Source organism: Geobacillus sp. G4 (assembly GCF_040327975.1).
Lineage (GTDB): Bacteria > Bacillota > Bacilli > Bacillales > Anoxybacillaceae > Geobacillus > Geobacillus thermoleovorans.
In genome coordinates, this window is record NZ_JBEPJY010000001.1 from 311,786 (window position 1) to 337,368 (window position 25,583).

At 52.8% G+C, this 25,583-nt stretch carries 30 protein-coding genes; 10 read left to right on the top strand and 20 right to left on the bottom strand.

The genetic code is table 11. The features are described from left to right. Positions 1-48: 48 nt before the first annotated feature. A complete protein-coding gene (ftsW, locus tag ABS784_RS01535) occupies positions 49-1,260 on the bottom strand; it encodes a putative lipid II flippase FtsW (protein WP_011230578.1) in 1,212 nt (403 codons plus the stop codon). A 125-nt stretch (positions 1,261-1,385) separates the two neighbouring features. Further along, positions 1,386-1,673: an Fpa/YlaN family protein gene (locus ABS784_RS01540; RefSeq protein WP_011230577.1), complete on the bottom strand. Its 288-nt coding sequence runs from the start codon at positions 1,671-1,673 to the stop codon at positions 1,386-1,388. A gap of 162 nt (positions 1,674-1,835) precedes the next feature. Between ABS784_RS01540 and ABS784_RS01545 the strand changes: the two genes are divergently transcribed. Then, entirely contained in the window at positions 1,836-2,342 is a 507-nt protein-coding gene (locus tag ABS784_RS01545) for a molybdopterin-binding protein (RefSeq protein ID WP_011230576.1), read from the top strand. Positions 2,343-2,527: 185 nt separating this feature from the next. Here ABS784_RS01545 and ABS784_RS01550 read toward each other — a convergent pair whose 3' ends face one another. Continuing rightward, positions 2,528-3,889: a PhoH family protein gene (locus tag ABS784_RS01550; protein WP_015731675.1), complete on the bottom strand. Its 1,362-nt coding sequence runs from the start codon at positions 3,887-3,889 to the stop codon at positions 2,528-2,530. Between the two features lie 103 nt (positions 3,890-3,992). Here ABS784_RS01550 and ABS784_RS01555 point away from each other — a divergent pair, with 103 nt between their 5' ends. After that, entirely contained in the window at positions 3,993-4,592 is a 600-nt protein-coding gene (locus tag ABS784_RS01555) for a YhcN/YlaJ family sporulation lipoprotein (protein WP_011230574.1), read from the top strand. A gap of 161 nt (positions 4,593-4,753) precedes the next feature. Continuing rightward, positions 4,754-4,954: a YlaI family protein gene (locus tag ABS784_RS01560; RefSeq protein ID WP_011230573.1), complete on the top strand. Its 201-nt coding sequence runs from the start codon at positions 4,754-4,756 to the stop codon at positions 4,952-4,954. Positions 4,955-5,016: 62 nt separating this feature from the next. Here ABS784_RS01560 and ABS784_RS01565 read toward each other — a convergent pair whose 3' ends face one another. The 3 genes from ABS784_RS01565 to typA all read right to left on the bottom strand — a co-directional run bounded on the left by ABS784_RS01565 (position 5,017) and on the right by typA (position 7,538). After that, positions 5,017-5,298: a hypothetical protein gene (locus ABS784_RS01565; RefSeq protein WP_011230572.1), complete on the bottom strand. Its 282-nt coding sequence runs from the start codon at positions 5,296-5,298 to the stop codon at positions 5,017-5,019. Next, a complete protein-coding gene (locus tag ABS784_RS01570; protein WP_011230571.1) occupies positions 5,295-5,603 on the bottom strand; it encodes a YlaH-like family protein in 309 nt (102 codons plus the stop codon). The genes ABS784_RS01565 and ABS784_RS01570 overlap by 4 nt, the downstream gene beginning before the upstream one ends. A gap of 90 nt (positions 5,604-5,693) precedes the next feature. After that, positions 5,694-7,538 carry a translational GTPase TypA gene (typA, locus tag ABS784_RS01575; protein ID WP_033025018.1) on the bottom strand — a complete coding sequence of 615 codons (1,845 nt, stop codon included), beginning with the start codon at positions 7,536-7,538 and terminating at the stop codon, positions 5,694-5,696. A gap of 118 nt (positions 7,539-7,656) precedes the next feature. Here typA and ABS784_RS01580 point away from each other — a divergent pair, with 118 nt between their 5' ends. After that, positions 7,657-7,827: a DUF5325 family protein gene (locus tag ABS784_RS01580; RefSeq protein WP_011230569.1), complete on the top strand. Its 171-nt coding sequence runs from the start codon at positions 7,657-7,659 to the stop codon at positions 7,825-7,827. Between the two features lie 50 nt (positions 7,828-7,877). Here ABS784_RS01580 and ABS784_RS01585 read toward each other — a convergent pair whose 3' ends face one another. The 3 genes from ABS784_RS01585 to ABS784_RS01595 all read right to left on the bottom strand — a co-directional run bounded on the left by ABS784_RS01585 (position 7,878) and on the right by ABS784_RS01595 (position 10,185). After that, on the bottom strand, positions 7,878-8,672 hold the full coding sequence (locus ABS784_RS01585; RefSeq protein ID WP_011230568.1) for an inositol monophosphatase family protein: 795 nt from the start codon (positions 8,670-8,672) through the stop codon (positions 7,878-7,880). 105 nt (positions 8,673-8,777) lie between these two features. Then, complete coding sequence (locus tag ABS784_RS01590) at positions 8,778-8,966, bottom strand: hypothetical protein (protein WP_011230567.1); 189 nt, start codon at positions 8,964-8,966, stop codon at positions 8,778-8,780. 259 nt (positions 8,967-9,225) lie between these two features. After that, positions 9,226-10,185 carry an NAD(P)H-dependent flavin oxidoreductase gene (locus tag ABS784_RS01595; RefSeq protein ID WP_011230566.1) on the bottom strand — a complete coding sequence of 320 codons (960 nt, stop codon included), beginning with the start codon at positions 10,183-10,185 and terminating at the stop codon, positions 9,226-9,228. A 157-nt stretch (positions 10,186-10,342) separates the two neighbouring features. Here ABS784_RS01595 and ABS784_RS01600 point away from each other — a divergent pair, with 157 nt between their 5' ends. Then, a complete protein-coding gene (locus ABS784_RS01600) occupies positions 10,343-11,815 on the top strand; it encodes an aminotransferase class I/II-fold pyridoxal phosphate-dependent enzyme (protein WP_011230565.1) in 1,473 nt (490 codons plus the stop codon). Positions 11,816-11,929: 114 nt separating this feature from the next. Here the strand turns inward: ABS784_RS01600 and ABS784_RS01605 are convergent, their stop codons facing one another. Beyond that, positions 11,930-12,055: a GapA-binding peptide SR1P gene (locus ABS784_RS01605; RefSeq protein ID WP_011230564.1), complete on the bottom strand. Its 126-nt coding sequence runs from the start codon at positions 12,053-12,055 to the stop codon at positions 11,930-11,932. A gap of 197 nt (positions 12,056-12,252) precedes the next feature. On the opposite strand from ABS784_RS01605, the gene ABS784_RS01610 reads away from it, so the two are divergent. After that, the gene (locus tag ABS784_RS01610; protein ID WP_013145895.1) at positions 12,253-12,633 is read left to right on the top strand and encodes a DUF1885 family protein; all 381 of its coding nucleotides are present in this window, start codon (positions 12,253-12,255) and stop codon (positions 12,631-12,633) included. Positions 12,634-12,658: 25 nt separating this feature from the next. Here the strand turns inward: ABS784_RS01610 and ABS784_RS01615 are convergent, their stop codons facing one another. From ABS784_RS01615 to pdhA, 5 genes are all read right to left on the bottom strand, one after another. Further along, positions 12,659-12,901, bottom strand: coding sequence for a hypothetical protein (locus ABS784_RS01615; RefSeq protein ID WP_011230562.1), 243 nt, complete (start codon positions 12,899-12,901; stop codon positions 12,659-12,661). A 262-nt stretch (positions 12,902-13,163) separates the two neighbouring features. Beyond that, entirely contained in the window at positions 13,164-14,576 is a 1,413-nt protein-coding gene (gene lpdA / locus ABS784_RS01620) for a dihydrolipoyl dehydrogenase (protein ID WP_011230561.1), read from the bottom strand. 4 nt (positions 14,577-14,580) lie between these two features. Next, positions 14,581-15,885, bottom strand: a complete 1,305-nt coding sequence (locus ABS784_RS01625; protein ID WP_013145897.1) for a dihydrolipoamide acetyltransferase family protein — start codon at positions 15,883-15,885, stop codon at positions 14,581-14,583. A gap of 72 nt (positions 15,886-15,957) precedes the next feature. Next, positions 15,958-16,935 (bottom strand): pyruvate dehydrogenase complex E1 component subunit beta, encoded by a 978-nt coding sequence (pdhB, locus tag ABS784_RS01630; RefSeq protein WP_352511222.1) that lies wholly within the window; start codon positions 16,933-16,935, stop codon positions 15,958-15,960. Between the two features lie 3 nt (positions 16,936-16,938). Continuing rightward, positions 16,939-18,048 carry a pyruvate dehydrogenase (acetyl-transferring) E1 component subunit alpha gene (pdhA, locus tag ABS784_RS01635; protein ID WP_014195342.1) on the bottom strand — a complete coding sequence of 370 codons (1,110 nt, stop codon included), beginning with the start codon at positions 18,046-18,048 and terminating at the stop codon, positions 16,939-16,941. A 527-nt stretch (positions 18,049-18,575) separates the two neighbouring features. Here pdhA and def point away from each other — a divergent pair. Beyond that, complete coding sequence (def, locus tag ABS784_RS01640; protein ID WP_011230557.1) at positions 18,576-19,130, top strand: peptide deformylase; 555 nt, start codon at positions 18,576-18,578, stop codon at positions 19,128-19,130. A gap of 52 nt (positions 19,131-19,182) precedes the next feature. On the opposite strand, the gene ABS784_RS01645 is transcribed toward def, so the two are convergent. Next, entirely contained in the window at positions 19,183-19,965 is a 783-nt protein-coding gene (locus tag ABS784_RS01645) for a Cof-type HAD-IIB family hydrolase (protein ID WP_020278630.1), read from the bottom strand. A 176-nt stretch (positions 19,966-20,141) separates the two neighbouring features. Here ABS784_RS01645 and ABS784_RS01650 point away from each other — a divergent pair, with 176 nt between their 5' ends. From ABS784_RS01650 to rnjA, 3 genes are all read left to right on the top strand, one after another. After that, a complete protein-coding gene (locus ABS784_RS01650) occupies positions 20,142-20,276 on the top strand; it encodes a hypothetical protein (protein WP_014195339.1) in 135 nt (44 codons plus the stop codon). Between the two features lie 146 nt (positions 20,277-20,422). Continuing rightward, complete coding sequence (locus ABS784_RS01655) at positions 20,423-20,638, top strand: DNA-dependent RNA polymerase subunit epsilon (RefSeq protein ID WP_011230554.1); 216 nt, start codon at positions 20,423-20,425, stop codon at positions 20,636-20,638. Further along, entirely contained in the window at positions 20,635-22,302 is a 1,668-nt protein-coding gene (gene rnjA, locus ABS784_RS01660) for a ribonuclease J1 (RefSeq protein ID WP_352511226.1), read from the top strand. The genes ABS784_RS01655 and rnjA overlap by 4 nt, the downstream gene beginning before the upstream one ends. Before the next feature lie 71 nt (positions 22,303-22,373). Here rnjA and ABS784_RS01665 read toward each other — a convergent pair whose 3' ends face one another. The 4 genes from ABS784_RS01665 to dapD form a co-directional block, all read right to left on the bottom strand. Continuing rightward, positions 22,374-23,036: a potassium channel family protein gene (locus tag ABS784_RS01665; RefSeq protein ID WP_013145901.1), complete on the bottom strand. Its 663-nt coding sequence runs from the start codon at positions 23,034-23,036 to the stop codon at positions 22,374-22,376. Positions 23,037-23,205: 169 nt separating this feature from the next. Then, on the bottom strand, positions 23,206-23,448 hold the full coding sequence (locus ABS784_RS01670) for a YkuS family protein (RefSeq protein ID WP_352511228.1): 243 nt from the start codon (positions 23,446-23,448) through the stop codon (positions 23,206-23,208). A gap of 55 nt (positions 23,449-23,503) precedes the next feature. Next, a complete protein-coding gene (locus ABS784_RS01675) occupies positions 23,504-24,637 on the bottom strand; it encodes an N-acetyldiaminopimelate deacetylase (RefSeq protein WP_352511230.1) in 1,134 nt (377 codons plus the stop codon). A 59-nt stretch (positions 24,638-24,696) separates the two neighbouring features. Then, positions 24,697-25,407 (bottom strand): 2,3,4,5-tetrahydropyridine-2,6-dicarboxylate N-acetyltransferase, encoded by a 711-nt coding sequence (gene dapD / locus ABS784_RS01680; protein ID WP_011230549.1) that lies wholly within the window; start codon positions 25,405-25,407, stop codon positions 24,697-24,699. Between the last annotated feature and the right edge of the window lie 176 nt (positions 25,408-25,583).

Here is a 25,583-nt window from a genome sequence, read left to right on the forward strand (position 1 = left end):
TTTATTTAATAAAAGTATAAAAGTTTTGCCGATTTGTAAATACACTTTCTAAAAAGTCAGACCTCTTTTCTGTTTGCTGACCATCGTTTTTTCCGCTTTTTTATACCGTTGTTCGTACTTTGCAAACATAGAAATGTTCACAAGCAGACCGAGCGAAGCCATGGTCAGGACAAGCGACGTTCCCCCATAGCTGACGAGCGGCAGCGGCACCCCTGTAATCGGAATAAGGCCAACGACCCCACCAACGTTAATGAACGTTTGAAAGCCGATCATGACGGAGATGCCGATCGCAAGCAGGCTCCCAAACGCATCGTGGGAGCGGCGGGCAATCCAAAGCCCGCGCAGCACGATAAACGCCAATAACCCAAGCGTGAACGCTACACCAAATAAGCCGAGCTCTTCGGCGATGACCGCCATAATAAAATCGGTGTGCGACTCTGGCAGGTAGCCGTATTTTTGAATGCCTTTGCCAAGCCCCACTCCTTTCAGCCCGCCAAGCCCGATCGCCAAATACGAATTCACGAGCTGGTAGCCATCGCCGTTTGCGTATTGAAATGGATCCAAAAAGCTGTAAAGACGCGATACCCGTTCAGGAGAAAAAATTTTTTTGCCGGCAACCGGGAGCCAAAACGGTGACAGCACCGTCCCGATCAATGTAAAAAAAAGCAGCTGCTTTAGAAGCAACACGAGGCGCAAACCGGACGAAACAATGATGCACATCGCGATGGCAAACACGATCGCCGCCGTTCCGAAGTCAGGCTGTATGGCAATCAGGAAACAAATCACCAATGTATAATAAATGGGGAACAAATTGCTTTTCGCCGGCTCGGCCAGCCGCTTCCGCTTGTTGGCGAACGCTGCGGCCAAGTATAAAATCAGACCGAGCTTCGCGAGCTCCGCCGGTTGGATCGAAAGCGCCCCGACGCGAAACCAGCTTGTTGCGTTGTTGGCCGTATGGCCGAGAAAAGCGACGGCGATCAGCATCAATGGAGAAGCAAAAAAGACGAGTTTCACCCATCGCTCCGCCCGCCACACTTTATACGGAATCGCCATCATGATGGCGAACGCGATGAATCCGGCAATCAGCCACAGTTTTTGCCGCTCGTAAAAATAGTCGCTTGGCACTTCAAAGCGGATGACAGCGGTGACCATGCTTGAGCTGTACACCATAATCAATCCGAACAACGACAGCATGATGACCGCGGTGATCAGCGGATAATCATAGCACTTCAATACTTTTTTCCATAATTGTCGTTCCATCGTTCCTCTTCCCTGTGAACATGTATGTACTTAAAATCATTCGCAGCGGCGCGCTGTTTTCCTGCCGAAAAACAGAAAAACTCAAACGACGGGAAACCAATCGTTTGAGTTGTTTTATATATCCTTTATCGCACGCGCTTTTTGGCCACGGCCTCGTGCAACGTGGAAAGTTCGCGCTCAAGCCGGTCAAGGAGCGCCTTTCCGTCTTTCGCCTCCACAAGCCCGAGGCGCACCGCAAAATCAATTTCCCGTGACAACCCGAACATTTGCGTGTCAAGCACTTCTTCATACACCGGACATTGCGGCATCGTCAAATGGTCCATTTGCACGCGGATGAGTTGGATGATTTTCTCTGCATCCGCTTGTAAAAGCGCGTACGCCTTCTCCCGATAGCTCATCGATTCGTCCGTCACATCGATCCCTCCGTTCTCTCCCCTATCCTTCTTTACATCTTAACGTGAAACAAGCCATTTTGCAAGTTGAAACCGTTGACAGCAACCGGGCCTGGAACATGACAAGCTCTTTCATTATTATTATACTAAAAACGGTGGGAACATGCAGAGGAGAGGTGTTTCATGAACGATATTATTGTGCTGACAGGAAAGGTGAAGTTTACGATCACGCTTGACCCCGGCGTCTGGATTTTCGACGACCGGAAAGTGGACATGGATGCGTATTTTTCGGAGCCGGCTCCACAGCCGACGGAAGCGGAGCAAGAGGACGAGGAAATCAAAAAGCTGTCGGCATTTTGGGACCGGGAAATTCAAGAGGGCGCGGTTTTTCCGCCGACGTTGAAAACGGAGCGGCGCTTTTTGAAGGAGAAAATCATCACCGGCTCGTTCGGCATGCCGTTCGCCCCATTTTTGCGAAACGCTGAGCCGCATGAAGACGCGTCTGAACTTGTCATTGAGACGGAACATGGAGAAACCGTGATCCCTCTGGAAAAGGCGTACGACCTGATTTTCGCTTTTTCCCAAAACGGAAAACCGTTGCGCGACGACGGTCCGGTGCACATTTATTTTGGCGACGGCTCCAACCGCGAGGCGCCGATTACTCATGTGCGTCGGCTCGTCGTCCGATGACCGGGCGCCCCATGAAGGGGCGGCCCGGTGTTTGAGCTTTTGACGCCTTCAACCGCCTTAAGCGCTTTGACCCCAGATGTTTTCCACAGCGCCCCAGGCGGCGGGCGCCTTTCGAAACGTTCGCGGCGTCGGGCCGCGCGCCTGGCACCCGTTCTTTAACGGCGGATGCTCTGAGGAACGCCTAGCTACAGCAAATCAGCGGCAAGCTGTGCGAGCGCCGAACGCTCCCCTTTGACGAGCCGGATATGGCCGGCGATTTTTTGGTCTTTAAACTTTTCGACGACGTACGTCAACCCGTTGTTATATTCATCCAAATACGGATGGTCGATCTGTTCCGGATCGCCCATTAAAATGATTTTACTTTTCTCCCCAACGCGTGTCAAAATCGTCTTCACTTCATGCTTCGTTAAATTTTGCGCCTCATCAATGATGATAAACTGCTCCGGCAGGCTCCGGCCGCGGATGTACGTGAGCGCCTCCACTTCAATCGAGCTCATGCCGGCTAAAATCGCATCGAGCTCCCCCGGTTTTTTCGTGTTGAACAAGTATTCCAAGTTGTCAAAAATCGGCTGCATCCACGGGCGCAGCTTTTCTTCCTTTTCCCCCGGCAGAAAGCCGAGATCTTTCCCCATCGGCACAATCGGCCGAGCGACGAGCAATTTTTTGTATGTGCGCAAATCTTCCGTTTGCATCAACCCCGCGGCAAGGGCAAGCAACGTCTTGCCCGTTCCGGCTTTGCCGATTAGCGTCACAAGCGGAATGTCGTCGCGCATGAGAAGCTCAAACGCCATCGTCTGCTGCACGTTGCGCGGGCGAATGCCCCATATATGTTCGTGATGGAAGATGAGCTTTTTCACTTTTTTGCCGTTTTGGTCGACAATGCCAATCGCTGACGCCGAGCTGCCAAACGCGTCTTTCATAATGATGAACTGGTTCGGATAAAACGGGTGGTCGGCGATATCAGCGAGCACGAGCTCCCCTTTGTCGTAAAACCGCTGCAGGTGGTCCTTTCCTATGTACAGCTCCAAAAATCCGCTGTAAATATGGTCGACATCAACGACGCGGTCGCTTAAAAAGTCTTCTGCCTGCAGCCCGATGGCATCCGCTTTGACGCGCACGAGCGCATCCTTGCTCACCAAAATGACAGAGCGTCCATCTTCCTTCGCCTGCTCTTCAAGCGATAAATTTTTCGCCACCGCCAGAATGCGGTTGTCATTTGTTTTTTCGACAAAAATTTCTTGCAGTTGATGAAACGAACGATGGTTCAACTCAATGCGAAGCGCCCCTCCGTTTTCAAGCGGAATTTTTTCATGCAGCTTGCCGTTTTCGCGCAGACGGTCGATGAGCTTTGACACTTGGCGGGCATTCCTACCAATTTCATCCATATATCGCTTTTTCGAATCCACTTCCTCAAGCACGACCGCTGGAATGACGACCTCATTATCCTCAAACGCGAAAATCGAATACGGATCTTGCAACAGCACGTTCGTATCGAGCACGTAAATTTTTTTTCCCAAATTCCGCTTCCCCCCATGTGAGTTTTTCATGTTTTTCCGTTGGATGGGAATGGCTGTAATACAACATATGAAAACATGTATAAAGATAGAAGGACATTTGCAAACTAAAGAAAAAAAGTCGAGGTGGCCCATTATGAAGAGAAACTGCTGGCTCGCCGTTTTCTTCCTCCCCCTTTTGATTTTCAGCGGCTGCACGTTTGGAAACGATCATGAAGCGAACGAGTCCAATCGTTCACTCGTGCGCGTCAAAAATACAGTCGATGAACGCATCGAGAATAAATCCGGGCAAGAGATCGCCCGCCGGCTTGCAGAAATCGCCGACCGTGTTCCAAACGTTCACAATGCCGCCGCGCTCGTCGTCGGCAAATATGCCATCGTCGGCATTGACGTCGGCGCCAATATGGATGCCTCGCGCGTCGGCACCATCAAATATTCCGTCGCCGAAGCATTGCAAAAAGATCCGTACGGCGCGAACGCTATTATTGTCGCTGACCCAGATCTTTACACCCGCGTGCGCAACATCGGCCGGCAAATCGATGAGGGGAGGCCGGTGCAAGCGTTCATGAACGAAATCGCCGACATCGTCGGACGAGTGATGCCGGAAGTGCCGAGCGACTTGTTTGAAACGACGCCGAAGCCGACCGAAGAAAATGACGGACAGCTGAACGAACGGGAGGAGCGGCAACTGAACGAACAGCAAAACAAGCAATCGAATGAACATTTAAATCGATAAACGGTTTCTGTGTGGGTTATAATGGAACAGAAAGCGCGGCTCATTTCCGAGGAAAGCGGGAGTGAAATGCATTTGAATCAACAAACGATGGCGGGAAATGTGGTATAATGGGAACGAAAGAACACTCTACCATTTCGCGTTTGGATGTATTGAGGTGAACAATGAGAGTCAAATGCGTGCTTTGCGACCAAATCGATACGATCGACGATGAATCGCCGCTCGCCAAGCGGCTGCGCAACCGCCCGATCCACACGTACATGTGCCGCGAATGCCACGACCGCATCGCCGAAAAAACGAAACAGCGGCTGGCAACAGGAAAGTTCCGCTTCTATCGCGGCCGCCGCGCAGACGATGATTGGTGATCCTGCAAAAAAAAAAAACGGTGCGGAAGAGCGATCGCTTTTCCGCGCCTTTTTGGTTGTCATCATCCATACTTTTCCGGTTCGGCTTCGATCTGCCGCCACATCGCCTCAGCCAGCTCAAGCGGGAAACACGCCGCCTTTGTTTCCCCGCCGCGCACATATTCGACGATGTATTGCCCATTCGTTTCATCTTTGACGGCGTCTACGGCCGTCACACCAAAGTCGTTTTCCAAGATGGCGCGGAAAAACGAGGCCGTATCGCGCGCCGCCGCATCGTGCGGACGGGCTTTGGCGACGATGTGGATCGTCAGCCAGTTATAAAGGGCATCCTGCACGGATTTCATGACTTTTCTCCCTCTTTCGCCTGCTTCAGGCGCACTTTATAAATGATTAATACGAGGGCGGCGACGGCCAATCCTTCTGCCACCGGCAAAAAGACGGCAAAAAAGGTCAAAACCGTGCAGCCAAGCGCCAGCAAGACGTAAATGATGACGTTTTTCAACAGCGGCAGGCGGCGGGCAAAACCGAGTCGATACACAAGCGCGGCAAGCAACAACACTGTCACATACAATAGCCACATACCTCGCTCGGGATGATCGTGCACCTTATAAAGCGAGGCGAAAAACGTGAGCCGTTCGAGCACATTCACATCATTCCCCTCCCGTTCATCCTAATAGCGCCCTTCTCCAAGGCGTTTTCGATTGTTCGCAAACTAAAGACGCGCGCATGGCGCTTCCGGCTATTTCGCCTGCTCAACCGCTTTCTTTTTCTTCTCCGCCTTTTCACGCTCGCTTTTATTCAAGATTTTTTTGCGCAACCGGATCGAGGCTGGCGTCACTTCACAATATTCATCATCATTCAAATACTCGAGCGCTTCTTCAAGCGTCAACAGACGCGGCTTTTTCATCGTCACCGTCTGTTCTTTCGTCGATGAACGCATGTTGGTGACATGTTTTTCGCGGCAAATGTTGACGACCAGGTCGTTTTCGCGGTTATGCTCGCCGACGATCATCCCTTCGTACACTTCAGTGCCCGGCTCAACAAAAATGGCGCCGCGATCCTCAAGTTGCATGATGCTGTAAGCCGTCGCCTTTCCGGTTTCCATCGAGACGAGCACCCCTTGGCGGCGGCCGCCGATGGCGCCAGGCTGCACGGGGGCATAATGGTCAAACGAATGGTTTAAAATTCCATATCCGCGCGTCAACGACATAAATTCACTCCGATAGCCGATCAAGCCACGCGACGGCACAAGGAAGACGAGACGCACCTGCCCGTTGTCGCCGTGCACCATATCGACGAGCTCGCCCTTGCGGCTGCCGAGCGACTCCATGATCGCTCCCGTATATTCCTCCGGGATGTCAATGACGACCCGCTCGATCGGCTCGCACGTGACACCGTCAATCTCTTTTAGAATGACTTCCGGCTTCGATACTTGCAGTTCGTATCCTTCGCGGCGCATGCTTTCAATCAAAATCGCCAAATGAAGCTCCCCGCGGCCGGAGACAATCCACGCATCCGGCGACTCGGTCGGCTCAACGCGCAGACTGACATCCGTCTCCAGCTGGGTGCGAAGCCGCTCCTCCAGCTTTCTCGCCGTCACGTATTTGCCTTCGCGCCCCGCAAACGGGCTGTTGTTGACGAGAAACGTCATTTTCAACGTCGGCTCATCGATGCGAAGCGGCGGCAGCGGCTCTTGATGATCGGGCGGGCAAACCGTTTCACCGACATTGATGTCCTCCATCCCGGCGACCGCGACGATGTCGCCAGCGTGCGCTTCTTCAATCTCAATCCGCTTCAACCCAATAAAACCAAACAGCTTCGTGACACGAAACATCTTGACGGCACCGTCGCGCTTTAAGAGAGCGACTTGCTGGCCTGTTTTCATCGTGCCGCGGAAAATGCGGCCGATGCCGATGCGTCCGACATATTCATTATAGTCGAGCAGCGCCACTTGAAACTGCAACGGTTCGCTGCGGTTGTCCGCCGGCGCCGGAATATGCTCGATGATCGTCTCAAACAAGGCGGTCATGTCACCGTCCTGGCGATCCGGATCGAGGCTTGCCGTCCCGCGCAGCGCTGATGTGTACACGACTGGAAACTCGAGCTGCTCCTCAGAAGCACCAAGTTCGATAAACAGGTCGAGCACCTCATCAACGACTTCCGCCGGCCGAGCAAATTCGCGGTCGATTTTGTTGACGACGACGATCGGCACAAGCTGCTGCTCAAGCGCCTTTTTCAGCACAAACCGCGTCTGCGGCATGCAGCCTTCATACGCATCGACGACAAGCAAGACGCCGTCGACAAGGCGCATGATCCGCTCCACTTCCCCTCCGAAATCAGCGTGTCCCGGCGTATCCAAAATGTTGATGCGCGTTCCTTTATACAAGACAGCAGTGTTTTTTGCCAAAATCGTAATGCCGCGCTCCCGCTCCAAATCGTTGCGGTCAAGCGCCCGCTCCGCGACTTGTTCGTTTTCGCGGAACGTCCCTGACTGCCGAAGCAGCTGGTCAACGAGCGTCGTTTTCCCATGGTCGACGTGAGCGATGATCGCGATATTGCGAAGATCGATTCGTTTGTTCGTCAATGTCGGTCACTCCTGTTCGGCAAACTGCTTGTCTATTATATCACAACCGATAGAAAATCGGCATGTTTTCCGGTACACTAGAAAAAGACGCCCACTTTGCCAGAAAGGAGTCAACCCAATGAAACGGATCGAGCCTGTACCTCTGTTGCTCGCCATTCTTGCCGTCGCCGCCATCATGGCGATCGGCGTCTTCATCGCCGAGCAAAGTTTGATCGGCATCGCCGCTTCCACGCTCATCTTTATCGCCGCCATGGGCGCCGGGTTCGCCCATAAAAAACGGACGCGTTGAAAAACGGGACAAGCTGGATGCTTGTCCCGTTTTCGCGATTTCGCGCCCCATCAATCGTGAAGATAGCGCCGCAAAATTTCTTCGTGCACCCCAGGTTTCGCAGCAAGCACCGAATTGCGGCCAAGCAGATCCAGCGGCTTCCCGTCAAGGGTCGTCACCATTCCGCCCGCTTCTTCAATCAAAATCATCCCGCCGGCGAAATCCCACGGCGACAGGCGCGGCGAAATGTAGGCGTCCAAACGGCCGGCGGCAACATACGCGAGCTCAAGCGCCGCTGAACCATACGAGCGCGTGCCGCGCGCCTCTTTCGCCAGCCTCATGAGCGGGCGATGGTCGAGGCGCTTGTTTTCCATGAGCCATGTCCCGTTGATGGCAATGATCGACTCCGTCACTGGCGCGGGCTGCAGGAGGCCAAGCGGCTCCCCGTTCAAAAACACCCCTCGCCCTTTTTGCGCCGCATACAGTTCGTCAAACACGACGTCATACACGTAGCCGAGCTGTCCGATGCCATCTTCAAAAATGCCGATCGATACAGCAAAATGGCGCCGCTGATGAACGAAATTCATCGTGCCGTCGATCGGGTCAATCACCCAAACAACGCCGTCCAAGGCATCGATCCGGTCGCCAAATCCTTCTTCCCCCAACAGGCGGTGGCTGGGGAACTGGCGGCGGATGTGCTCGGCGAAAAATTGCTCAATGGCGCGGTCAACGTTCGTCACTAAGTCGTTCGGGTTCTCTTTCGCTTCCACCGTCAGCTGTTTTGCAAACGAGGCGCGGATGCGCTTTCCTGCTTCGTCGATCCATTGCCGGGCGTATCGGTCGATTTCTTCCCATTTTTCTGCCATATTGATTCCTCCTGCCTTCGGTTATGTATAGATCGCAACCGGAACGGGGGCGGACACCGCTCAAGAAAAAAACGAACCGGAAAGATGGTTCGCCTTGAATCAGAATCATACTTGAAGGCGCATCAGTTCTTGGCGCAGCTTTTCAAGCCGCCGTTTGCACTCTTTTTTCTTTTCTTCATCGTTTTCCATCATGGCCTCGTACAGCGTCGCTAATTCGTAATCGAGTTCGAGCCGCAACACCGCCATGCGTTTGTCTCCATCTGGTCGCTTCAGCGAATTGGCGGTTTTTTTCATATTCGTCCGCACCCCTTTCCCTATCATCCGCTAAACTTCCGGCGCCCGTCACGAATGTGCTGCTTCATTTTGTTTTATATTATATTATGTGGAAAAAGGGGTGTATGCAACTAATTTGTGCGTTTACCTACCGCGCTTCCGTTGTGGCTCGAATTATACCACAGCGATAATCCCAGGGGAACTATGACCATCAATGATTTCTTGTGTTGACCAGTCGTAGGAAAATGGATAGGAATAACCCATTGTTCCACCTCCACCGTTAGTTTGCCCAACGGCGCCGAATTTGTTCCGCCTCTTCAATCATGCGGGCAAACAACTCAGCGACGGACGGAACGTCGTGAATGAGCCCGATCGCCTGCCCGGCCCAAGCGAATCCTTCGTCCACCTTTCCTTCGTAAATGAAGCGCCGGTTCGCTTCTCCGCTAATATATTCTTTTAAATCATCATACGTACCGCCTTGGCGCTCGATTTCCAATATTTTTTCCGCCCAGGCGTTGGCCAGCACCCGCCCTGGCGCCCCGAGCGACCGTTTAATGATGACCGTATCGTTTTCGGTGGCGTTGAGAATCATTTCTTTATATGCGGGATGAGCATGAACGCATTCTTTCGTGGCGATAAACCGCGTTCCCATCTCAATCCCTTCCGCTCCAAGCGCCAATGCCGCCATCAACCCGCGTCCATCGGCGATGCCGCCCGAGGCGATGACCGGAATCGATACGGAGTCAACGACTTTCGGAATAAGGACGAACGTGCCAGTATCGTATTTGCCGAGATGCCCGCCCCCTTCCTGACCGACGACCATCACCGCATCAGCACCGAGCTCCTCTGCTTTCACTGCTTGGCGGACGGCGGCAACGAGCACGAGCTTTTTCACGTTCGTTCCTTTCAATTGTTCAAAAAACGGCGCTGGATTGCCGCCGGTGACCGAAACGACCGGCACCCCCTCATCAAGCGCTGCTTCAAGCATATGAGCAAACGGGCGGCCGTGCTGGCCAATGGCGAAATTGACGCCGAACGGCCGATCGGTTTTTTCCTTCACCTTGCGGATTTCCTCGCGCAGTTGCTCCGGTCCATCGAGCGACATCGCCGTAATTTGTCCGAGCCCACCGGCGTTCGAGACCGCTGCGGCCAAATCAGCGTACGCCAAGTAAGCGAGTCCCCCTTGAATGATCGGATATGTAATGCCGAGCAGCTCTGTCACCCTCGTTCTCCATTTCATTTCGATAACGCCCCCTTTTTGTTTTGTCTTTCTTTTATTTCTCTCTTGAACCGCTGTTTTCCTTTTTCAGCGTCCATTCATTTCTTCTTTGCAAACGGAAAAATCCATGCTATAATGCACTTGTTTTATCCTCGAGATAAAGAGGTGTGAAAAACCATTGTCGCAACTCGAGACACCATTGTTTACCGGTTTGTTGGAGCATATGAAAAAAAATCCGGTTCAATTTCACATTCCCGGCCATAAAAAAGGGGCCGGCATGGATCCGGAGTTTCGCGCTTTCATCGGAGACAACGCCTTGGCGATTGATTTAATCAACATCAGCCCGCTCGATGACTTGCACCATCCAAAAGGGATGATCAAACGGGCGCAGGAGCTCGCTGCCGAAGCGTTCGGCGCCGATTATACGTTTTTTTCCGTGCAAGGAACGAGCGGCGCCATCATGACGATGGTCATGTCGGTCGCCGGGCCGGGCGATAAAATCATCGTGCCGCGCAACGTCCATAAATCGGTCATGTCGGCCATTGTCTTTTCTGGAGCGACGCCGATTTTCATTCATCCCGAAATCGACAAGGAGCTTGGCATTTCCCATGGCATTACGCCGCAAGCAGTGGAAAAAGCGCTCCGCCAGCACCCGGACGCCAAAGGGGTGCTCGTCATCAACCCGACGTACTTTGGCATTGCCGGCGATTTGAAAAAAATCGTCGATATCGCCCACTCGTACAACGTTCCGGTGCTTGTCGACGAAGCGCACGGCGTGCACATTCATTTTCATGAGGACTTGCCGCTCTCAGCGATGCAAGCGGGCGCCGATATGGCGGCGACAAGCGTCCATAAGCTCGGCGGATCGCTGACGCAAAGCTCGATTTTGAATGTGCGCGAAGGACTCGTCTCCGCGAAACACGTGCAGGCGATTTTAAGCATGCTGACGACGACTTCAACGTCGTACTTGTTGCTCGCTTCGCTTGATGTCGCCCGCAAACAGTTGGCGACGAAAGGGCGTGAACTCATCGACAAAGCCATTCGACTCGCCGACTGGACGCGCCGGCAAATCAACGAGATTCCATATTTGTACTGCGTCGGCGAAGAGATTTTAGGCACGGAAGCAACGTACGACTACGATCCGACAAAGCTCATCATTTCGGTTAAAGAGCTCGGGCTGACCGGCCATGACGTCGAACGGTGGCTGCGCGAAACGTACAACATTGAAGTCGAGCTTTCCGATTTATACAACATTTTGTGCATCATCACCCCGGGCGATACCGAACGGGAGGCGAGCCTGCTCGTTGAAGCGCTCCGCCGCTTGTCGAAGCAGTTCAGCCATCAGGCAGAGAAAGGGATCAAGCCGAAAGTGCTCCTTCCGGACATCCCGGCGCTCGCCTTGACGCCGCGCGATGCGTTTTACGCCGAAACGGAAGTCGTGCCGTTTCACGAATCGGCCGGCCGAATCATCGCCGAATTTGTGATGGTGTATCCGCCTGGCATTCCAATTTTTATTCCAGGCGAAATCATCACGGAAGAAAACTTGAAGTATATTGAGACGAACTTGGCTGCCGGCCTCCCTGTCCAAGGGCCGGAAGACGACACGCTGCAGACGTTGCGTGTCATTAAGGAATATAAACCGATCCGCTGACCGCACAAGCCGGTTTGCCTGGCTTGTGCTTGTTTGCCAAAAATAAACGGCGCGCATGTGACTTGTCGACATGCGCGCCTCTATCCGTTCCTTTCCCCCATCGGTTTGACCGTTTTATTCTTTTTCTCCGCCCTCATTGTCATGCTCGCAGCAATCACATTTCCCATAAAGCGTCGTCACTTTTTCATCTTCGAAATACGCAATCGTCGCATCACACGTTTGACATACGATCGTGCCCATCCCCAAAACCCCTTTGTGATGATAAATTCGCTTGTTGATTTCATAATAATATATCACATTTCAATTGTCAATCCTAATTTGTATATCACATTTAATAAAAAAGAACTTTTTTGAAAACGCCCTTTTTCCATTTATTGTCCGCCAACATATGGTACAATAAGGATAAAGACGCAATGGAAATGGTGGGAGGGGAAGGAATGATGAACACCGATCTAAAGCTGCCTGCGGGGAAAACGATGACCATCGAGGACGTCAAACAGCTGCTCGAGCGCTACCAGATGGCGCTCAAAAAGACAGGGGAACAGCTTGGTTGGGCGTACGAACAGGCCGCTTTCCCGTATACGGTCCGCATACACGAATCCGTTCTCTACTTGCAAGGCGACGGCCGCTTGTACAAAGGGATGGCGATTTCCGTGCGAACAGCTGGAGAAGAGACATTCATTGACATCGCACTGCCGCCGGGGGCGACGCATGGGGATAAAGGGAAGGCCAATGAATTCAGCAAATGGCTGGCGAAAACGCTCGGCGGTGAACTGCACTTGTTCAGCGGCCGGACAATGGTGTTTGGCAGCGCGTAAACAGCGGGCATTCGACCGCTGTTTTTTATTGAACGGCCTGCCAAATGACATGCTGACCGGCAAAGTACACCGCCGCCGTCCCAATCGTCGTCAGCGCCGCCTTGCGCGTCGCCAAGCCGAGCTGGCGGGCCAGCAAAAACGCGATGTACATAAAGATGCACAGCATCAGCCCGCGGAAAAACAGGCGGTCTCTTCCTGACAGCCACTCGATCAATGAGAAACTGCTCCAAATCATCATCTGCATCAAAAATGCAACGTAAGCTTTCATTTCAACTCCATCTCCCGCTTGTTCTTTACCATAACGATATGAAGCGAGAGCGGAAAATAGTATGGGAAATTGGACAAGAAATGGACCAGGCCGCTCCTTTGGACAAAAGACTGTCGACCGGGCGCAGCAACAGGCGAACATACAGCTGTCGCCGCAGATTCATTTCTTTTCTGCCAATCATCTTGCTTCTGGATGATGTTCCCTGCTTATTGCACCGCAGGAAAAAGGTGCCCCGCTGTGTTTGGGGCACCTTCGTTTTCCGTTACTTCGCAATGATATGAATCGGCGTGCCAAGCGCCACTTCCGCCGCTTCCATGGCGATTTCGCCAAGCGTCGGGTGGGCATGAATCGTCAACGCGATATCTTCCGCCGTCATGCCGGCTTCAATGGCCAGCCCAAGCTCGGCGATCATATCCGAGGCGTTCGGGCCGATGATTTGCGCTCCAATCACAACGCCGTCTTCTTTGCGGACGACAAGCTTCAGGAAACCGTCCGTATCGTTGAGTGACAGAGCGCGGCCGTTGGCGGCAAACGGGAATTTCGCCGTAATGACGTCGATGCCTTCCTCTTTCGCCTGTTGTTCAAAGTAGCCGACCGAGGCGCATTCCGGATCGGAGAAGACCACAGCCGGAATGGCGATGTAATCCACTACCGACGGATGGCCGGCGATGGCTTCCGCCGCCACTTTCCCTTCATACGACGCTTTATGAGCAAGCGCCGGGCCTGGAACGATGTCGCCGATGGCGAAAATGTTCGGCACGCTTGTCCGGCATTGTTGGTCCACTTCAATCAAGCCGCGGTTCGTCATTTTGATGCCGATTTGTTCAAGACCAAGTTCATCTGTATTCGGTCGGCGGCCGACCGTCACCAACACATAGTCGGCGTCGATCGTTTTCGTTTCGCCGTTCGCCTCATACGTGACCGTCACGCCGTCTGCACGCTCTTCGGCTCCTTTTGCGAGCGCATTCGTCACAACTTCGACCCCTTTGTTCTTCAGACGGCGCTTAATGATGGACACCATTTGCTTTTCAAAGCCGGATAAAATCTCACCGGCCCCTTCAAGAATCGTCACTTTCGCACCAAAATTGGCGTAAGCCGTACCGAGTTCGATGCCGATGTAGCCGCCGCCGATGACAACGAGCGATTTCGGGATTTCCCCGAGGTTGAGCGCACCGGTCGAGTCGAGAATGCGGCCGGAAAACTTGAAGTTCGGCAGCTCGATCGGACGCGAACCGGTGGCCAGAATCGCGTTTTTAAACGTATACGTCTGCGCGCTATCGCCGTTGACCACGCGCACCGTATTGGCGTCGACGAAGTACGCTTCCCCCTTGACGATGTCGACTTTGTTGCCTTTGAGAAGTCCTTCGACGCCGCCCGTCAATTTTTTGACGATGCTCGCTTTCCATTCTTGCACTTTCGAGAAATCAACCGTGACGTTTTCCGCCTTGATGCCCATCTCTTCGGAATGCTTCGCCTGCTCGTAGCGATGGCTTGCCGAGATAAGCGCCTTGGACGGGATGCAACCGACGTTTAAGCAGACGCCGCCCAAATTTCCTTTTTCCACAATCGTCACTTTTTGGCCGAGCTGTGCGGCGCGGATGGCGGCGACATAGCCGCCAGGGCCGGCGCCAACGACGAGCGTTTCTGTTTCAATTGCAAAATCGCCAACTACCATCGTTTTACGCCTCCATTAATAATAATTCTGGATCGCTTAACAGCTGCTTGATATGGTTGAGCGCTTTTTGCGCCGTCGCTCCGTCGATCATCCGATGGTCAAAGCTCAACGAGAGCGCCAAGACCGGAGCAGCGACAATTTCACCGTCGCGGACGATCGGTTTTTCGGCAATGCGGCCGATGCCAAGAATCGCCACTTCCGGATGGTTGATGACCGGCGTAAACCATTGCCCGCCGGCTGAGCCGATGTTCGTGATCGTGCACGATGCGCCTTTCATTTCGTTTGGCATCAGTTTGCCTTCGCGCGCTTTTTCAGCGAGTTCGTTGATTTCCTTCGCCAGCGCGAAAATCGGCTTCCGGTCGGCATGTTTAATGACCGGCACGAGCAACCCTCGATCCGTATCAGCGGCGATGCCGATGTTGTAGTAATGCTTATGAATAATTTCCTCCGTCGCATCGTCGATCGACGTATTCAGCACCGGATATTCACGCAGCGCGGAAACAAGCGCTTTGACGACATACGGCAAGAACGTCAGCTTGATGCCTTTTTCCGCGGCAATGGCCTTGAATTTTTTTCGGTGAGCAACAAGCTTCGTCACATCGGCTTCGTCCATCAGCGTCACGTGCGGGGCCGTATGTTTCGAATGCACCATGGCCTTGGCGATCGCCCGACGGATGCCGCTCATTTTCTCGCGCGTTTCCGGGAATTCGCCTTCCGGCACAACCGGTTTCGCCGCTGGCGCTTGCGGCGCTGCCTTCTCTTCCGCCGCTTGCGGCGTCGGCTCAGCCGCGGCTTTCGCGCCGCCGGCGAGGAAGGCATCAATATCTTCTTTCAAAATGCGGCCGTTTTTCCCCGTGCCTTGGACGAGGCGGATATCGACGCCTTTTTCACGCGCATATTTGCGCACAGACGGCATCGCGATGACGCGGCGGTTCGGGTCGGCTTCCGCTTCGGCCGCCGGTGCGCTCGGAGCAGCGGTCTCAACCATTTCCTTTTTCGACACCGTTTCCGCTTTTTCCTCTTTTTTCACTTCTTCGTGTTCTTGTCCTTTAAACGTCATGTTTTCATAGCCCGGCGCATCGAGCGTAATGAGCGTTTGCCCGACCGTCGCCACCGTTCCTTCCGGGACGAGGATCTCAAGCACTTTTCCTTTGACCGGAGACGGGATCTCGACGACCGCCTTGTCGTTTTGCACTTCGCACAACACGTCATCTTCGTTCACTTCATCGCCCGGCTTGACGAACCATTTGACAATCTCGCCTTCGTGAATGCCTTCGCCAATATCCGGCAACTTAAATTCAAATGCCACTGTAGGTCGACCTCCTATCGTTTGCCGAAAATGAGCGGGGGAAGGCGCCTCGCTCCCCCGGACTTATCCACATTAGAAATGGATCACTTTTTTCGCCGTCTCGATCACGTCTTTAAAGTTCGGCAGCCATACCGATTCCGCTTGCGCGAACGGATAGACGGTATCCGGCGCGGCGACGCGCAATACAGGCGCCTCAAGGCTTAAAATCGCGCGCTCGTTAATTTCAGCAACGACGTTGGCGGCGATGCCGGCCTGCCGTTGCGCTTCTTGCACGACGATGGCGCGGCCCGTTTTTTCGACCGAACCAATGATCGTCTCAATATCGAGCGGCTGCACGGTGCGCAAGTCGACGACTTCGGCAGAAATGCCTTCCTTCTCTAATTCTGCCGCCGCTTTTAACGATTCATGCACCATGGCCCCGTACGCGATAATCGTAATGTCTTTCCCTTCGCGCTTAATGTCCGCTTTGCCGATCGGAATCGTGTACTCTCCTTCCGGCACCTCTTGGCGGAACGAGCGGTACAGCTTCAAATGCTCAAGGAAAATCACCGGATCGTTGTCGCGGATCGCCGAGATGAGCAGTCCTTTCGCATCATACGGCGTCGACGGGATGACGACTTTCAAGCCCGGCTGTTGGGCGACGAGCCCTTCTAAGCTGTCTGAGTGCAATTCCGGCGTATGGACGCCGCCGCCAAACGGCGAACGAATCGTAATCGGAACATGGTAGCGGCCGCCAGTGCGGTAGCGGATGCGCGCCATTTGTCCGCAAATCGCATCCATCGCCTCATAGACGAACCCGAAAAACTGAATTTCCGGCACTGGGCGAAACCCTTGCAAGGCCAAGCCGATCGCCAAACCGCCGATCCCCGATTCGGCCAGCGGCGTATCAAACACACGTTCTTCGCCAAACTCAGCTTGCAACCCTTCGGTCACCCGGAATACGCCGCCGTTGACCCCAACGTCTTCGCCAAACACCAGCACGTTCGGATCGTTTCTCATCTCGATGCGCAGCGCATCGGTGATCGCTTGAACCATTGTCATTTGCGCCATGGCTTACTTCGACTCCTTCTCTTTATAAATTTCATACTGCTCTTTTAAGTTCGCCGGCAGCTCTTCGAACATGATGCTGATTAAGTCGGTCACTTTTTGTTTCGGCGTTTCGTCCGCTTTTTTGATCGCTTCCTTGATGTCCTCTTTCGCCTGCTCGATGACGCGGTTTTCTTCCTCTTCGCTCCATAAACCTTTCGCTTCTAAAAACTTGCGGAAGCGGACAAGCGGGTCTTTTTTCGCCCATTCGTTTTCGAGTTCTTTCGAACGATAGCGCGTCGGATCGTCGCCGGACATCGTGTGCGGACCGTAGCGGAAGCAAAGCGTTTCGATGAGCGTCGGCCCTTCGCCGTTAATGGCGCGTTCGCGGGCTGCTTTCACCGCGGCGTAGACCGCAAGCGGATCCATGCCGTCGACTTGAATGCCCGGAATGCCGGCAGCGACCGCTTTTTGCGCCAATGTTTTGGCGATCGTTTGCTTCTCCACTGGCGTCGAGATGGCAAAGCGGTTGTTTTGCACAACAAAGATGGCCGGTGCCTTAAACGCCCCCGCGAAGTTGATCCCTTCATAAAAGTCGCCTTGCGATGTGCCCCCATCGCCGGTATATGTAATGGCCACCGCCTTTTTGCCCCGCATTTTCAAGCCGAGCGCCACGCCGGCCGCTTGAATGTATTGGGCGCCGATGATGATTTGCGGCGGCAAGACGTTGACGCCTTCAGGAATTTGGTTGCCATGAAAGTGGCCGCGCGAGAACAAAAACGCTTGATAAAGCGGAAGCCCGTGCCAAATGATTTGCGGAACGTCGCGATATCCCGGCAAAATGAAATCTTCTTTCTCAAGCGCAAAATGGCTGGCGATTTGGCTCGCTTCTTGCCCGGCGGTCGGCGCGTAAAACCCGAGTCGGCCTTGGCGGTTCAACGAAATGGAGCGCTGGTCGAGTATGCGCGTATACACCATGCGGCGCATCAGCTCTTTCAGCTGCTCATCGCTTAACTCCGGCATCGCCTCTTCGTTGACGATTTCGCCTTCTTCATTCAAAATTTGAAACGTCGGGAACTGCTCGGCTACTTTCTCGAGCTGCTCCGCAAATCGAAACTGGGAGGTTTTCACACCCATGTTATTCACCTCTGCCTTTCATTAGAAATTTTAGAAATGAGAATACATTCGCCCATATACTATTAATGTACCCAAAATGAAAGAGAAATAAAAAACGGCCGCCATCCGGCGCCAACACAAGCAACAAAGGCGCCGAAATCTGTTTCACTATTTTTCAAGACTGAATTAGTACAATATGCATTTGCAAGTTTTAGTTTACACGTTCTTGGATCAACCGTCAACGACTTTGATTTCTCATGTTTTTTCGCTTTATTTTTTGGGTGAAATTGGAATTGGCAATATTCCGCCCACAAACTGTTATATTACATTCCTCACCATCTGTATGAGTTCTGTATTATATTTTCACAAAATATAAAACACACAGTGGCTTGACAAGATAATGAAAACGTTTTCTCGAATTTGTCTTATTGTTTTCCTTATACTCGAATAATATATTCGTGCGGTTGCGTTTTTATTTACGATCGATGCTCATTTTGTTAGACTAAACGATAGACAGCGATGCCAAACGTAGGGAGTGAACGAAGCGAATGATCACGATGAAGGACATCATCAAAGAGGGGCACCCGACATTGCGGAAAATCGCCGAACCCGTTCCGTTGCCGCCTTCAGAGGAAGATAAGCGCATTTTGCAAAGCTTGCTTGACTACGTGAAAATGAGCCAAGACCCGGAGCTGGCAGCTAAATACGGCCTGCGGCCCGGCATTGGCCTTGCCGCCCCGCAAATCAACGTCTCAAAGCGGATGATCGCCGTCCATGTCACCGATGAAAACGGGACGCTGTACAGCTACGCCTTGTTCAATCCGAAAATCGTCAGCCATTCCGTCCAGCAATGTTACTTGACGACCGGGGAAGGCTGCCTGTCGGTCGACCGCGACGTGCCAGGGTATGTGCCGCGCTATGCCCGCATCACGGTCACTGGGACGACGATCGACGGCGAAGAAGTCACACTGCGCTTGAAAGGGCTGCCGGCCATCGTCTTCCAACATGAAATCGATCATTTAAACGGCATTATGTTCTATGACCGCATCAACCCCGATGACCCGTTTCAAGTGCCGGACGGGGCGATTCCAATCGGGCGCTAAAAAGCCCGCTGTCAATGGCGAGCGGCCTCGCCGAAAAGGCCAAGGCCGCTTTTTATCGGATGAGCTGCAGCTGTTTCAATCCGTACCAAATGCCTTCCTTATCGACCGGTTTCGTAACGAAGTCGGCGACCCTTTTCACTTCCTCATGGGCGTTGCCCATCGCCACCCCGGTTCCGACGAACGAGAGCATTTCAATGTCATTCAATCCGTCGCCGAACGCGTACACATCCTTCTTATCGATCCCGAGCTTTTCGATCATCATGCGGATGCCTTCCGCCTTCGAGCCCCCTGCCGGCAGCACATCCGTCGAGACGTCATGCCAACGGACGAAGCGAAATTCGGGATAGTTGCGCACATACGGTTCTTCTTCCTCGGCGCGGCAAAACAGAAGCGCTTGATAAATGTCTTTGTTCTCATAATAAAGAGGGTCGACAGGCGGGTGGGCGAATTTTAGACTCGCCATGCTGACGTGGATGTGCGGATGGTCGCCGATGCTCGCTCTCATTTTCTCCGCATCCATAAAGACGAGCGGATGGCCGTTTTTGTGGGCTTCCTCTGTCAGCGCCCTGACTTTCTCGCGCCGGAGCGGCTGCTTGTATAACACGTTCCCTTCAAAAACGACGTACTGACCGTTGAAGCTGACGAACGAATCGATGCCAAGCTGTTTGCGCACATGCTCAAACATAAACGGAGCGCGTCCGGTGGCGATGGCGACATAAACGCCCGACTGCTTCAGGCGGCGAACCGCTTCGATCGTTGACAGCGGCAGCTGCTTTTGCTCATCAAGAAGCGTGCCGTCGATGTCGAAAAAGACGATTTTTCTGCCCACGTTCACTTCCCCTTGTTAAAAAATTGTTCATTGTCTACCGTACTGAAAAACGCCCGGAATGTCAACCAAGAGGCACGATCTGTTCCATTTTTACCCATGAAAAACAAACCTCCGCCTACATATCATATATAATAGAACATTTACTTTCGCCGCAAAATGAGTACAATAAAAGGTAAGGAGTGATGAAACATGTTGAAAAAGCTGAAAAAAAAGCTGCTTCAACAGTGGAAAGACCTGCTCCGGAAAAAATTGATCGCCTGACCGTTACAACAACAGCCCTTCCATTCGAAGGGCTTCTTTCCCACTTTGGCGAATAAAGCGGGCAACATTCGTCAAAGATGATGCATATCGTCGGCACATCTCACGCCTGTTTTTTGCTTTTGGCAACAAAATACATGAAAAGAAAGTTACATTCTTATATAATAGATAGAGCAACCATTGTACGATAAGGAGAGATTTCACGATGATTTTCAAAGTGTTTTACCAAGAAAACGCAGACGAGGCGCCCGTGAGAGAAAAAACGAAAACACTCTACATCGAAGCAGAATCAGAGCGGGATGTACGCCGAAAACTCGAAGGCCGTCCGATCAATATTGAGTATATTCAGCCGTTAGAGGGAGCGCATCTAGAATACGAAAAGAAAAGCCCGAACTTTCAAGTATTGGAGATTTCATCATGAAGCTGTTGACAGATCAGCAAGTTGGCGTTTTTGCCCTCGGCGGACTGGGTGAAATTGGAAAAAATACATACGGCGTACAATTCCAAGACGAAATCATTGTCATTGACGCAGGCATTAAGTTTCCGGAAGATGAGCTGCTCGGGATCGACTATGTCATTCCAGACTACTCCTATTTAGTGAAGCACGCGGACAAAGTGAAAGGACTGTTCATCACCCACGGGCACGAAGACCATATCGGCGGCATTCCGTATTTGCTCCGGCAGGTGAACATTCCGATTTACGGCGGCAAATTAGCGCTTGGGCTGATTCGCAATAAGCTTGAGGAACATGGATTGTTGCGCCAAGCGAAACTCATTGAGATTCGCGAAGACGATGTCATCCGCTTTCAAAAAACGGCCGTCACCTTTTTCCGGACGACACACAGCATTCCGGACAGCTACGGTATTGTTGTGAAAACGCCAGTCGGGCAAATCGTTCACACTGGGGATTTTAAATTCGACTTTACGCCGGTCGGCGAGCCGGCCAATTTGACAAAAATGGCCGAAATTGGGAAAGAAGGAGTTCTTTGCCTGCTGTCGGACAGCACGAACAGCGAGATCCCGCATTTTACGATGTCGGAGCGGCGCGTCGGTGAAAGCATTCACGACATTTTCCGCAAGGTGGAAGGACGCATCATTTTCGCCACATTTGCATCAAACATCCACCGTCTCCAACAGGTGACGGAAGCAGCCGTCGCCAACAACCGAAAAATCGCTGTCTTCGGTCGAAGCATGGAAGCGGCGATTGAGATCGGACAAGACCTCGGCTATATCAAATGTCCGAAAGGCACGTTCGTCGACGCGAACGAAATCAACCGCCTGCCGGCCAACCGGGTGACGATTTTATGCACCGGCAGCCAAGGGGAGCCGATGGCCGCCTTGTCGCGCATCGCTAACGGCACGCACCGGCAAATTCAAATCATCCCGGGCGACACGGTCGTCTTTTCCTCATCGCCGATTCCGGGTAACACGGTGAGCGTCAACCGGACGATCAACATGCTGTATCGGGCCGGCGCAGAAGTCATCCATGGCCCGCTCAACGACATCCATACGTCCGGCCACGGCGGACAGGAAGAACAAAAATTGATGATCCGGCTGATGAAGCCGAAATATTTCATGCCGATCCACGGCGAATACCGGATGCAAAAAATGCATGCCAAGCTCGCCATCGACTGCGGCGTGCCGGAGGAAAACTGCTTTATTATGGACAACGGCGAAGTGCTTGGCATCAGCGACAAAGAAGCGCGCATCGTCGGCAAGATCCCGTCCGGCTCCGTCTACATCGACGGCAGCGGTGTCGGCGACATCGGCAATATCGTCTTGCGCGACCGCCGCATTTTGTCTGAGGAAGGGCTCGTGATTGTCGTCGTCAGCATCAACATGAAAGAGTTTAGAATCGCTGCCGGCCCCGATATTATCTCCCGCGGCTTCGTCTATATGCGCGAGTCGGGCGATTTGATCAGCGAAGCGCAAGTATTGATCACGAAACATCTCGAAAAAGTGCTGGAACGAAAAACGAACCAATGGTCGGAGATCAAAAACGAAATCACGGAAACGCTTGCTCCGTTCTTATACGAACGGACGAAACGGCGGCCCATGATTTTGCCGATCATCATGGAAATCTAAAGAAAAAAGGGCGTCCTTGCGAAAGGATGCCCTTTTTCCGTCATCATCATGCATAGGCCGCCTGTCAGCCGTCAACCGACCACTTTTTCCTCAAACCGGTCAATGTCGCTGTCAGCGCCGATGACGACTAACACGTCGCCTTTGCGGATGATTTCCGAAGCGAGCGGCGAAACGATGACGCTCGCTCCGCGTTTGATGGCAACGATGTTGATGCCGTAGCGGGCGCGGATGTCAAGCTCTAACAGCGAATGGCCGTCAAGCCGCTCACTTGCCACGATTTCGACAATGCTGTATTTGTCCGACAGCTCCAGATAATCTAAGACGTTGTTGGAAATCAAATTGTGGGCGATCCGCTCGCCCATGTCGCGTTCGGGATGCACGATTTGATCAGCGCCGATTTTTTTCAGCACTTTCTCATGATAATCGTTTGTTGCCTTGACGGTAATATGGTTGACGCCGAGCTCTTTTAAAATCAGAGTCGTCAAAATGCTCGCCTGGATGTTGTCGCCGATCGCGACAATGACATGATCAAAGTTGCGGATGCCTAAACTTTTCAGCACGTTTTCATCGGTCGTGTCGCCGACGACAGCGTGCGAAGCGATCGACGCAAATTCGTTCACCCGGTCTTCGTCAATATCGATGGCCAATACTTCCATCCCTTGTTCGCTCAGCGTCCGGCAGATGCTGCCGCCAAAGCGCCCGAGGCCGATGACGGCAAACTGTTTCTTTTTCATTGACACTCCTCCATCGTTGATCAAGCATTGTTTCTCCCCTTATTTTAGCAAAAAAGAAAAAGGAACGAAAACGTTCTTCGTTCCTTTTCCACCATTCCTTTACGCTATGCGATTTTGCCATTTCGCCCAAAAGCGGGCTGCCAGCGCACACAGCCCGAACGTTCGATCATCAGCGAAGTTTTTCTTCGACTTTTTGGCAAATCTCTTCTGCGGTGAGCCCGCTCGCTTCAATGATCGGACCAGACGTGACGGTGTTGTGAATGCCGGTGATGTTTGCGTCCAGACCGGTAATGACGCAGCAGTCGCAGCCTCTTGCGTCTTGCTCCCCTCGGAGCGGCACAACGTCATATCCTCGCTCTTTCAACGCTTCCTGTACGTCCGTCAACGATGGCTCAACACCAATTTTCGCCATCACAATCCACCTCCTCACACTCATTAATGTGTGTTGCTAGAGGCGGAACTATACTTCATTCTGCGTTTCCTTTCCATGAAAAATAGTCGATTAAAAACGCGATGGCGCGGTCGATCGCTTCCTCGTTCGGAGCCAGTTTTGCATGGTGCAGCCCATATGGTGAGGCGACGCCAAGCCAAAACATAAAACCCGGGATGTCCGCCAGCATATAGCCGAAATCTTCGCCAGTCATCGCTTCTTTGCAACGGATCACATTCACGCCGCCGTGTGTCTCGGCAAACTTCATAAATTCCGCTGTCAGCTCCGGATCATTGTATACTTCATAGTACATGGCACCGTAATCGATGGCTGCTTCACACTCGTACGCGACTTCAATGCCATGCACGATCGCTTCAATCCGCCGCTTCACCTTCTGCATCGCTGCAGTCGACATCGTCCGAATCGTTCCTTCGAGCCGGGCGTGCTCCGCAATGACGTTCTGCACCGTCCCGCCGGCAATTTTTCCGATCGTAATGACCGCGCTATCCAGCGGATCGACGTTGCGGGCGACGATCGACTGTAGCTGCGTCACCAATGCGCAGGCGGCGACGACCATGTCATTCGCTAAATGCGGAAACGCCGCGTGGCCGCCTTTTCCCTTCAAGTCGATAAACAGCTCCGACGTATTGGCAAACAGCAACCCTTCTTTCGTTGCAATCGTGCCGACTGGATATTCCGGCGCAATATGCAAGGCGACAATTATATCCGGCTTCCATTTCCGCATGATGTCGCTTTCTAACATCGGCTTTGCTCCGCCTGGTCCTTCCTCGGCCGGCTGGAATACAAACAGCAAATCGTCTTTCAGTGGATGATGAGCAAAATGAGTGAGCACACCAAGAGCGATGCTCATATGCACATCGTGGCCGCACGCGTGCATGCGCCCTTCATGTTTCGACCGATACGGCAAGCCGGTCTCCTCGCGAATCGGCAGCCCGTCCATATCGGCGCGGTAGCCGATCGTTTTGCGCGGCGATGTTCCGTTGACTTTGACGAAAATCCCGGTCTTCCACGTCCGGACTTGAAGCCGCTCTTGCGGCAGGGACTGGATATAGCGAAGCAAATATTGCTGCGTTTTAAACTCCTGAAACCCAAGCTCCGGAATTTGATGCAAGTCGCGGCGAATGGCGACAAATGGGCTGATCGCAGACATCGTCTCTCCTCCATGGGCAAAAAAGCTGTCCTCGTGTGAAGGGACAGCTTTTATGATGATTATAATTGGCGAAGCTCCTGCTTAATCTCCGTTTTCGCCCGCGTTTGCTCGTCGATCTGCTTAATGACGCGCGCCGGCACGCCGGCCACGACCGTATACGGCGGCACGTCTTCGACAACAACGGCGCCGGCAGCCACAACCGCTCCTTTGCCGACCGTGACGCCTTCCAAAATAACGGCATTCGCCCCGACGAGCACATCGTCTTCAATGACGACCGGCTTGGCTGATGGCGGCTCGATCACGCCTGCCAACACCGCGCCGGCGCCGATATGGCAGTTTTTCCCGACCGTCGCCCGGCCGCCGAGCACCGCATTCATGTCGATCATCGTTCCTTCGCCGACGACGGCGCCGATATTGATGACCGCTCCCATCATAATGACGGCGTTGTCGCCGATTTCGACATGGTCGCGGATGATGGCGCCCGGCTCAATGCGCGCCTTGATGCCTTTCAAATCCAGGAGCGGAATGGCCGAGTTGCGGCGGTCGTTCTCGACGACATAGTCCTCGATTTTGTCTTGATTCGCTTCGATTGCCGCTTGAATGTCTTGCCATTCGCCAAACACGACGCCGACGTTGCCCGTGATAAATGTTTTGGCGCTTGAGCCGAAATCGATGCCTTCGAGATCCCCTTTTATGTATACTTTGACTGGTGTCGATTTTTTGCTGTTTTGAATAAAGGAAATGATTTCATTGGCGTCCATCATCTTCATGGGCGATATCCTCCTTTACACCTGTATTCTTTTTTACTTTAGCAAAACAGAGATCATTGTGACAAGCACAAATTCATCGAGCAAAATGCTGTAAATATCTTCTCGAAGGCTTGCACTTGCGGAAGTTGCCACGCAGCTTCCAAACTGATCAGCCAAAGCCAGCTGCTCTTGTTATT

What these genes read in the sequence shown, in the direction of transcription:
- ftsW (WP_011230578.1), bottom strand. Translation starts at nt 1,260, where the DNA reads ATGGAACGACAATTATGGAAAAAAGTATTGAAGTGCTATGATTATCCG.
- ABS784_RS01545 (WP_011230576.1), top strand. Translation starts at nt 1,836, where the DNA reads ATGAACGATATTATTGTGCTGACAGGAAAGGTGAAGTTTACGATCACG.
- ABS784_RS01550 (WP_015731675.1), bottom strand. Translation starts at nt 3,889, where the DNA reads ATGAAAAACTCACATGGGGGGAAGCGGAATTTGGGAAAAAAAATTTAC.
- ABS784_RS01555 (WP_011230574.1), top strand. Translation starts at nt 3,993, where the DNA reads ATGAAGAGAAACTGCTGGCTCGCCGTTTTCTTCCTCCCCCTTTTGATT.
- ABS784_RS01560 (WP_011230573.1), top strand. Translation starts at nt 4,754, where the DNA reads ATGAGAGTCAAATGCGTGCTTTGCGACCAAATCGATACGATCGACGAT.
- ABS784_RS01565 (WP_011230572.1), bottom strand. Translation starts at nt 5,298, where the DNA reads ATGAAATCCGTGCAGGATGCCCTTTATAACTGGCTGACGATCCACATC.
- ABS784_RS01580 (WP_011230569.1), top strand. Translation starts at nt 7,657, where the DNA reads ATGAAACGGATCGAGCCTGTACCTCTGTTGCTCGCCATTCTTGCCGTC.
- ABS784_RS01585 (WP_011230568.1), bottom strand. Translation starts at nt 8,672, where the DNA reads ATGGCAGAAAAATGGGAAGAAATCGACCGATACGCCCGGCAATGGATC.
- ABS784_RS01590 (WP_011230567.1), bottom strand. Translation starts at nt 8,966, where the DNA reads ATGAAAAAAACCGCCAATTCGCTGAAGCGACCAGATGGAGACAAACGC.
- ABS784_RS01595 (WP_011230566.1), bottom strand. Translation starts at nt 10,185, where the DNA reads ATGAAATGGAGAACGAGGGTGACAGAGCTGCTCGGCATTACATATCCG.
- ABS784_RS01605 (WP_011230564.1), bottom strand. Translation starts at nt 12,055, where the DNA reads ATGGGCACGATCGTATGTCAAACGTGTGATGCGACGATTGCGTATTTC.
- ABS784_RS01610 (WP_013145895.1), top strand. Translation starts at nt 12,253, where the DNA reads ATGATGAACACCGATCTAAAGCTGCCTGCGGGGAAAACGATGACCATC.
- ABS784_RS01615 (WP_011230562.1), bottom strand. Translation starts at nt 12,901, where the DNA reads ATGAAAGCTTACGTTGCATTTTTGATGCAGATGATGATTTGGAGCAGT.
- lpdA (WP_011230561.1), bottom strand. Translation starts at nt 14,576, where the DNA reads ATGGTAGTTGGCGATTTTGCAATTGAAACAGAAACGCTCGTCGTTGGC.
- pdhB (WP_352511222.1), bottom strand. Translation starts at nt 16,935, where the DNA reads ATGGCGCAAATGACAATGGTTCAAGCGATCACCGATGCGCTGCGCATC.
- pdhA (WP_014195342.1), bottom strand. Translation starts at nt 18,048, where the DNA reads ATGGGTGTGAAAACCTCCCAGTTTCGATTTGCGGAGCAGCTCGAGAAA.
- def (WP_011230557.1), top strand. Translation starts at nt 18,576, where the DNA reads ATGATCACGATGAAGGACATCATCAAAGAGGGGCACCCGACATTGCGG.
- ABS784_RS01650 (WP_014195339.1), top strand. Translation starts at nt 20,142, where the DNA reads ATGAAACATGTTGAAAAAGCTGAAAAAAAAGCTGCTTCAACAGTGGAA.
- ABS784_RS01655 (WP_011230554.1), top strand. Translation starts at nt 20,423, where the DNA reads ATGATTTTCAAAGTGTTTTACCAAGAAAACGCAGACGAGGCGCCCGTG.
- rnjA (WP_352511226.1), top strand. Translation starts at nt 20,635, where the DNA reads ATGAAGCTGTTGACAGATCAGCAAGTTGGCGTTTTTGCCCTCGGCGGA.
- ABS784_RS01665 (WP_013145901.1), bottom strand. Translation starts at nt 23,036, where the DNA reads ATGAAAAAGAAACAGTTTGCCGTCATCGGCCTCGGGCGCTTTGGCGGC.
- ABS784_RS01670 (WP_352511228.1), bottom strand. Translation starts at nt 23,448, where the DNA reads ATGGCGAAAATTGGTGTTGAGCCATCGTTGACGGACGTACAGGAAGCG.
- ABS784_RS01675 (WP_352511230.1), bottom strand. Translation starts at nt 24,637, where the DNA reads ATGTCTGCGATCAGCCCATTTGTCGCCATTCGCCGCGACTTGCATCAA.
- dapD (WP_011230549.1), bottom strand. Translation starts at nt 25,407, where the DNA reads ATGAAGATGATGGACGCCAATGAAATCATTTCCTTTATTCAAAACAGC.